The organism is Mycobacterium sp. (assembly GCF_049802695.1).
In the GTDB taxonomy this organism is placed as follows: domain Bacteria; phylum Actinomycetota; class Actinomycetes; order Mycobacteriales; family Mycobacteriaceae; genus Mycobacterium.
Window position 1 is genome coordinate 1 of sequence record NZ_JBARMY010000037.1, and the last position, 5,613, is coordinate 5,613.

6 protein-coding genes and 1 pseudogene are annotated in these 5,613 nt (G+C 65.5%); 2 read left to right on the top strand and 5 right to left on the bottom strand.

All coding sequences use genetic code 11. The features are described from left to right. Positions 1-13 precede the first annotated feature (13 nt). Genes WA317_RS01310 through WA317_RS01320 form a run of 3 tightly spaced genes read right to left on the bottom strand, consistent with a single transcriptional unit; the run spans position 14 to position 1,771 of the window. Positions 14-208 carry a ferredoxin gene (locus WA317_RS01310; RefSeq protein WP_425171313.1) on the bottom strand — a complete coding sequence of 65 codons (195 nt, stop codon included), beginning with the start codon at positions 206-208 and terminating at the stop codon, positions 14-16. Beyond that, on the bottom strand, positions 205-885 hold the full coding sequence (locus WA317_RS01315; RefSeq protein ID WP_425171314.1) for a TetR family transcriptional regulator: 681 nt from the start codon (positions 883-885) through the stop codon (positions 205-207). Before WA317_RS01315 ends, WA317_RS01310 begins: the two co-directional genes overlap by 4 nt. A gap of 46 nt (positions 886-931) precedes the next feature. Further along, positions 932-1,771 (bottom strand): SDR family NAD(P)-dependent oxidoreductase, encoded by an 840-nt coding sequence (locus tag WA317_RS01320; RefSeq protein WP_425171315.1) that lies wholly within the window; start codon positions 1,769-1,771, stop codon positions 932-934. 125 nt (positions 1,772-1,896) lie between these two features. Here WA317_RS01320 and WA317_RS01325 point away from each other — a divergent pair, with 125 nt between their 5' ends. Beyond that, a complete protein-coding gene (locus WA317_RS01325) occupies positions 1,897-2,382 on the top strand; it encodes a hypothetical protein (protein WP_425171316.1) in 486 nt (161 codons plus the stop codon). Positions 2,383-2,399: 17 nt separating this feature from the next. Here the strand turns inward: WA317_RS01325 and WA317_RS01330 are convergent, their stop codons facing one another. Both WA317_RS01330 and galT read right to left on the bottom strand, forming a co-directional pair. Next, entirely contained in the window at positions 2,400-3,488 is a 1,089-nt protein-coding gene (locus WA317_RS01330) for a galactokinase (protein WP_425171317.1), read from the bottom strand. Next, positions 3,485-4,627, bottom strand: a complete 1,143-nt coding sequence (gene galT, locus WA317_RS01335) for a galactose-1-phosphate uridylyltransferase (protein WP_425171318.1) — start codon at positions 4,625-4,627, stop codon at positions 3,485-3,487. The genes WA317_RS01330 and galT overlap by 4 nt, the downstream gene beginning before the upstream one ends. A gap of 178 nt (positions 4,628-4,805) precedes the next feature. Here galT and WA317_RS01340 point away from each other — a divergent pair. Continuing rightward, a pseudogene (locus tag WA317_RS01340) lies at positions 4,806-5,613 on the top strand (FUSC family protein); the annotation flags it as partial.

Below are 5,613 nucleotides of genomic sequence, written 5' to 3' on the forward strand. Positions count from 1 at the left end.
CATCGCGCTTATCTCATTCCTGGATGTGGATGACCTGGGCCGGACACTCGGCAGCCGCTCGTCGGACGTTGTCGGCCTGTTCGGCCGGTGGACTCTCATCAAGCAGGACGACCACGCCGTCCCCGTCGCGTTGATCGAACACCGCGCTTGAGTGCATCACGCAGTTACCGGACGAGACGCAATTGTTCTGATCGACGACTACCTTCATGTCGCCAGTGGTTCTCGGACTGCGGTGCCCGAATCGGTGACAGGAGCCAGCCACAGTCCGACGATGGCATCGATCAAGTCCGAAGTTCCCTGCGGCCAATCAGATTCGGATATCGGCGTTCCTTCGGCCAGCGCCCGCTCCCATTCGGCCGCAGTATGCATCAGCAGGTTGCGCACCATGATGCTGCGAGCGATCTGCACGTTGTCCGGCAGCTCGGGAAGGCAGCGGTTGATGCCCTTCAGCACCTGAACCAGCGACGGTGATGCGAGTGCGTCCCGAAACATCGTCTCCTGGTAGGTGGGGTCAGCCATCGCCTGCGCGGCGAAGCGCGCGTACCACGTCGGGTTGCCCACGGCGGCAAGGTGCTCGGTGAGAGGGCGGACCAGGCAGGCGACCCAATCCCGCAGATCCGTCGACTCCGCGGTTCGCGCGACCATCTGTTCGCGGAGCTGTTCGATGGGAACCCGGTGCTTGCTTTCGATCGCGGCGACAAGGTCGGCCTTGGTGCCGAAGTGGTAGCCGACCGCGGCGTTGTTGCCCTGGCCGGCCGCTTCGCTGACCTGCCTGTTGGACACCGCATATACGCCGTGCTCGGCGAATAGCCGCTCGGCCGCGGTCAGGATCGCTTCGCGCGTGCTGTTGGCGCGATCGTTGCGAATTGTCCGGGCTGCTGTCACCGCACGGCCCGCCTGGTCATGGACTCAGTGAACACCGGCGTTGGCCTTAAGTCAAGTGACTGACTTGGCCTGGCATCGCTTCTTTCGCGCGACGACGGATCGGTGTGCCGGTCACGGTCCCGCCGTCGACGGGCAGCACAGTGCCGGTGAGGTAGGCCGACCGGTCGCCGGCGAAATACAGTGCTGCTTCTGCCACGTCATCGGGTGTGCCCTCGCGCTCGAGGGGACGGTTTTTGCGCATCGTCTCGCGAGAGGACTTGACGAGCATGTCGCGGACCTCTTCGCTCATGTGCTGCACCGAAGACTCCAGAATCGGGGTGACGATGCTGCCGGGAGCGAGGCAGTTGACGCGAATACCGTAGGACGCGAACTCGATCGCGGCGCACTTGGAGAAGTGCAGGACCGCTGCCTTGGACGCCCGGTACGCCATCACCCCGCCGCCGGCCTGAATGCCTCCGATCGATGACACGTTGACGATGGATCCGCCGCCGGCTTCCGACATATGCCGCGCGGCTTCGCGGGTGCCCAGCATGACACCGAGCAGGTTGACGGACATGACGCGGTTGAAGTCGGCGAGATCGTCGCGCAGGAAGCTCGAGTGCATCCGGCTGGAGATTCCGGCGTTGTTGACCATGACGTGAAGTCCGCCAAAGGCATTGAGCGCGGTGCTAACCAGAGCGCTTACCTGTTCGGCGTCGGAGACATCGACGCGCTTGAACTGCGCGTTCTCACCGCATTCACCGGCAAGTGCCTCGCCCCGCTCGACATCGAGATCCGCGACGACAACCCGCGCGCCCTCGGCGACGAACTTCTTGACGGTGGCATACCCGAGGCCCGACGCGCCGCCGGTGACTATCGCGACCTTTCCCGCTAAATCGTTGCCCACTCCGACACCTCTCTGTGCTTTGGTCGCCCAGTATTTCACCGAACTTGCGCATCAGGTTGGCACTGTTCATCCGGTCGTTGGGCAGTTCCGCCACAGTTGGTTTTGATTGGTCCTACCGTAGTCGCATGCCAGAACAGTCCCACGCGATCACCATCTCGCACCCGCCGAACGCGGTACTCCGTCTCATCAACCCCGTCTTCAAAGCGCTGCTGCGCACCCCGCTTCGCGGACCCGTCGGCAAGGAGCTGATGGTGGTGAGCTTCACCGGTCGAAAGACCGGGCGGCGCTATTCAATTCCCTTGAGCGCATACCACATAGACGGAATCCTGTATGCCATCACCGGCGCACGGTGGAAGAACAACTTCCGCGACGGCGCCACCGCTCAGGTATTGCACGACGGCAAGGCGGCGACCTCACGGGGTGAACTCATCGATGACCGCGCGACTGTCGCCGATCTCGCCTACCGCGCCTCGCAGGCCTACGGCGCAAAACGCGCGCAACGCGCGCTGGGCGTGAAGTTCCGGGATGGGCAGGTGCCGTCGCTGGCGGAGTTCACCGAAGCAGTCGGCCGCGAACACCTGGCCGCGATCAAGTTCACGCCGGCGACCTGACCGCACGCTGTGTGGGGTCAGTACACACCCGCGCCCTGCGCCGGTTGGATGCGCATGATGACCGGCCGCTGGTATCCCGCGGTGGGCAGATTCCGTCGCAGCGCGTCGCCCACCGCGCCCGCGCGGGCCTCCGGCACCAAAGCGATTACGCAGCCACCGAAACCGCCGCCGGTCATCCGGGCACCGAACGCGCCCGCCCGCACCGCGGTGTCGACGATCAAGTCGATGTGATCGGTGCTGATTTCGAAGTCGTCGCGCATGGAGACATGTGACGCGTTCAAGATGCGGCCGGCTTCGATGAAGCTTGAAGCACGCAGTGCCTGAACAAAATCCAGCACTCTCTGGTTTTCGGTGACTACGTGGCGGGCGCGCCGGGCGTCGAGCCGGTCGACCACCCCGTCCAGCGCTGCCCGTCCGCGGTCCTGCACCTCACGCAGCGACGAAGCCTGCAGGTCGGCGGCCGCCCGCTCGCACGACTCGCGCCGCGCCGCGTAATCGCCGCTGACGTGCTCATGGCGTGCGCGTGAATCGATCAGCAGCATGGCCATGCCGCGCCCGTCGGGGTCGAACACTATCGGCGTCACGGTCAGTTCGCGGAAGTCGATGAGCAGCGCCGTCGACGGTTCGGCGAACAATGAAGCAATCTGGTCGAGCAAACCGGTTGGCGCGCCGACATAGTCGTTCTCCGCACGTTGAGCGAGCCTGGCCTGCTCCATGCGGTCGATGTGCACGTCGGCAGCCGAGGCCAGCGCACCCAGGACCGCACACTCCAGCGCGGCCGACGACGCCAATCCCAACCCGGTCTCGAGGTTGCTGGTGATCGACATCGTGCCGCCCGGCACCAGGTGACCGGCGTCGCGCAGCGCCCACATCACCCCGGCAACATAAGCGGCCCAACCCGTCGCGTCGCCGGGAGTCGTGTTCAGGGGGATCCGCACCTGGCCCTCGCCCCGATCGCTGCGCACCGTGATCGAGTCGACGTGTCCGGGCGTGAACATCACCACTGTGCGCTGGGGCAAGGCAATCGGCAGCGCGAACCCGAGGTTGTAATCGGTGTGCTCGCCGATCAGGTTGACCCGTCCTGGCGCGGCGTATCGGACCGTCATGCGAGTTCTCGCAGTCGCTCGGCCACACTCTCCGGTGTCACATCGCTGATGAACGCGTCCATCGCCGACTCCGAGGCGGCCAGATACTTGAGTTTGCCGGCGCTGCGCCGGATCGACATCAGCTCGATGTGGAAGTACCCGTCTCGCTGGGCATCGGTGTCGTTGAACTGATGCAACGCCGAAATAAAGGGCAGCGGTGCAGAATACAGCGCGTCGAAGCGCCGCAGCACGTCGAGGTAGATGTCGGTGAACTCGTCCAACTCGGCGGCGGTCAGATCGATAAGGTTGTGCGCGAACCGGTTCGGATAGATGTGCACCTCAACCGGCCAGCGCGCGGCGAATGGCACGAATGCGGTGAACCGGTCGGTGCGGGCGATCACCCGACTGCCGTCGGCAACCTCATTGGCGAGAAGGTCGGCGAACAGGTTGCTGCCGTTGCGGTTTCGATGGTCGTTCGCCTGACGCAACATGACCTCGGTACGCGGGGTCAGGAAAGGGTAACCATAAATCTGGCCATGTGGGTGGGTCAGCGTGACACCGATCTCTTCACCGCGGTTCTCGAAGCAGAACACCTGCTCGACGCCCGGCAACGTCATCAACTCGGCCGTGCGGTGTCGCCACGCGTCGACGACGAGACGGGCATGCGCCGGTGGCAGGTCGGCGAACGAACCGGTGTGGTCACTGGAAAAGCAGATGACTTCGCAGCGGCCGTATCCGGCCGCGGTCGCGAAACCATTGGGCACCTGCAACGCCGATTCCCCGAAGCCGGCCAGACTCGGGAACCGGTTCTCGAACACGACGACGTCGTAGTCGGCAGCGGGCACCTCGCTGGTCAGACCGGTCGGCCCGGGACACAGTGGGCACTGATCGGTCGGCGGCTTATAGGTACGGTCCTGGCGCAACGCCGCGACGATCACCCACTGCCCGGTCGAGTGGTCGAACCGCAGCTGCGCCGGGCGCGTCTCGGGGGGCGGCAGCGGGCGCTGATCGGTGACCGGCGCCGGGGTGTGGCCGGGCAACGTGAAGAACAGCAGTGAGCGACCATCGGCCAGCTTCGCTGCAGTCGGCGCGCTCACGAGAGGAACCCTAATCGACGCGAGAGCCTGGTTTTGATCGCTGCGCCGGGAAGCGGTCACCATGGGAGGGAACATTGTGCATTGGACACAGACGAAAGGCGGCTCACTAGTGCCCGGTCGGTACGGCGATGTGATCGACACCGCACCGCCGGACCGGCGGTTCGTTTCGACAGCCGCGTCTTTCTACGAGCGCGCGCAGAACTGGACGATCGGGTCCGACCCCGGGTTGCTGCGGCTGCGAATGGCCAGCCGCACCACCGTCGCGCTGGTGTGCGCCTTGGCGGTCCTCTTTCTGCTCACGAAGGCGACGGGCCAGCCGGTGACGGTCGCGCTGCTCGGCGTGCTGATCACGATGGTTTCGGGGCGGGCCGTCAACGAGCCCGATCCTCGTCAGCAGAAGATCACGATGGCGTTGCTGCCGCTGCCCGCCGCGCTGTGCATCACAATCGGAACGCTGCTGGCACCGCACAAGTTCGCCGCCGACATCGTGTTCGTGGTCGTGGTGTTCACCTCGGTTTACCTGCGCCGATTCGGGCCGCGCGGTCGCGCACTGGGCATGGTCTCGTTCATGGCCTACTTCTTCACCCTCTACCTGCGGGCCACCCTCGGTGAACTGCCGTGGTTGGTCGGGGCCGTCCTGGTGGGCACCGCGTGCAGCTTCGCAGTCGGCAGCTACGTGCTGCCGGACAAACCCGAGCACGTGCTGCGCGCCACTGTCCGGTCGCTGCGGGCGCGGATGGCCATCGTCATCGACACGACTGCCGAAGTGCTGAACACCGGCCGAATTGACGAACGGCGTCGTCGCCGCCTGCGGATCCGCACCGCCCGGCTCAATGAGGCCGCGCTGCTGGTGCAGGGCCAGATCGAAGACAAGGTCAACCCCTCCGCAGTGTGGCCCGGGGTCAACGGCACACAACTGGCGCAGTGGCTGTTCGACGCCGAACTCACCGTCGAGCAGGTGGCCACTGCCGGCGCCCGCGCCGCGATCATCGCCTGCGAGGATGCGACCGCCATACCGCCGGCCACCCGCGCCGCGCTGACCGCCGCGC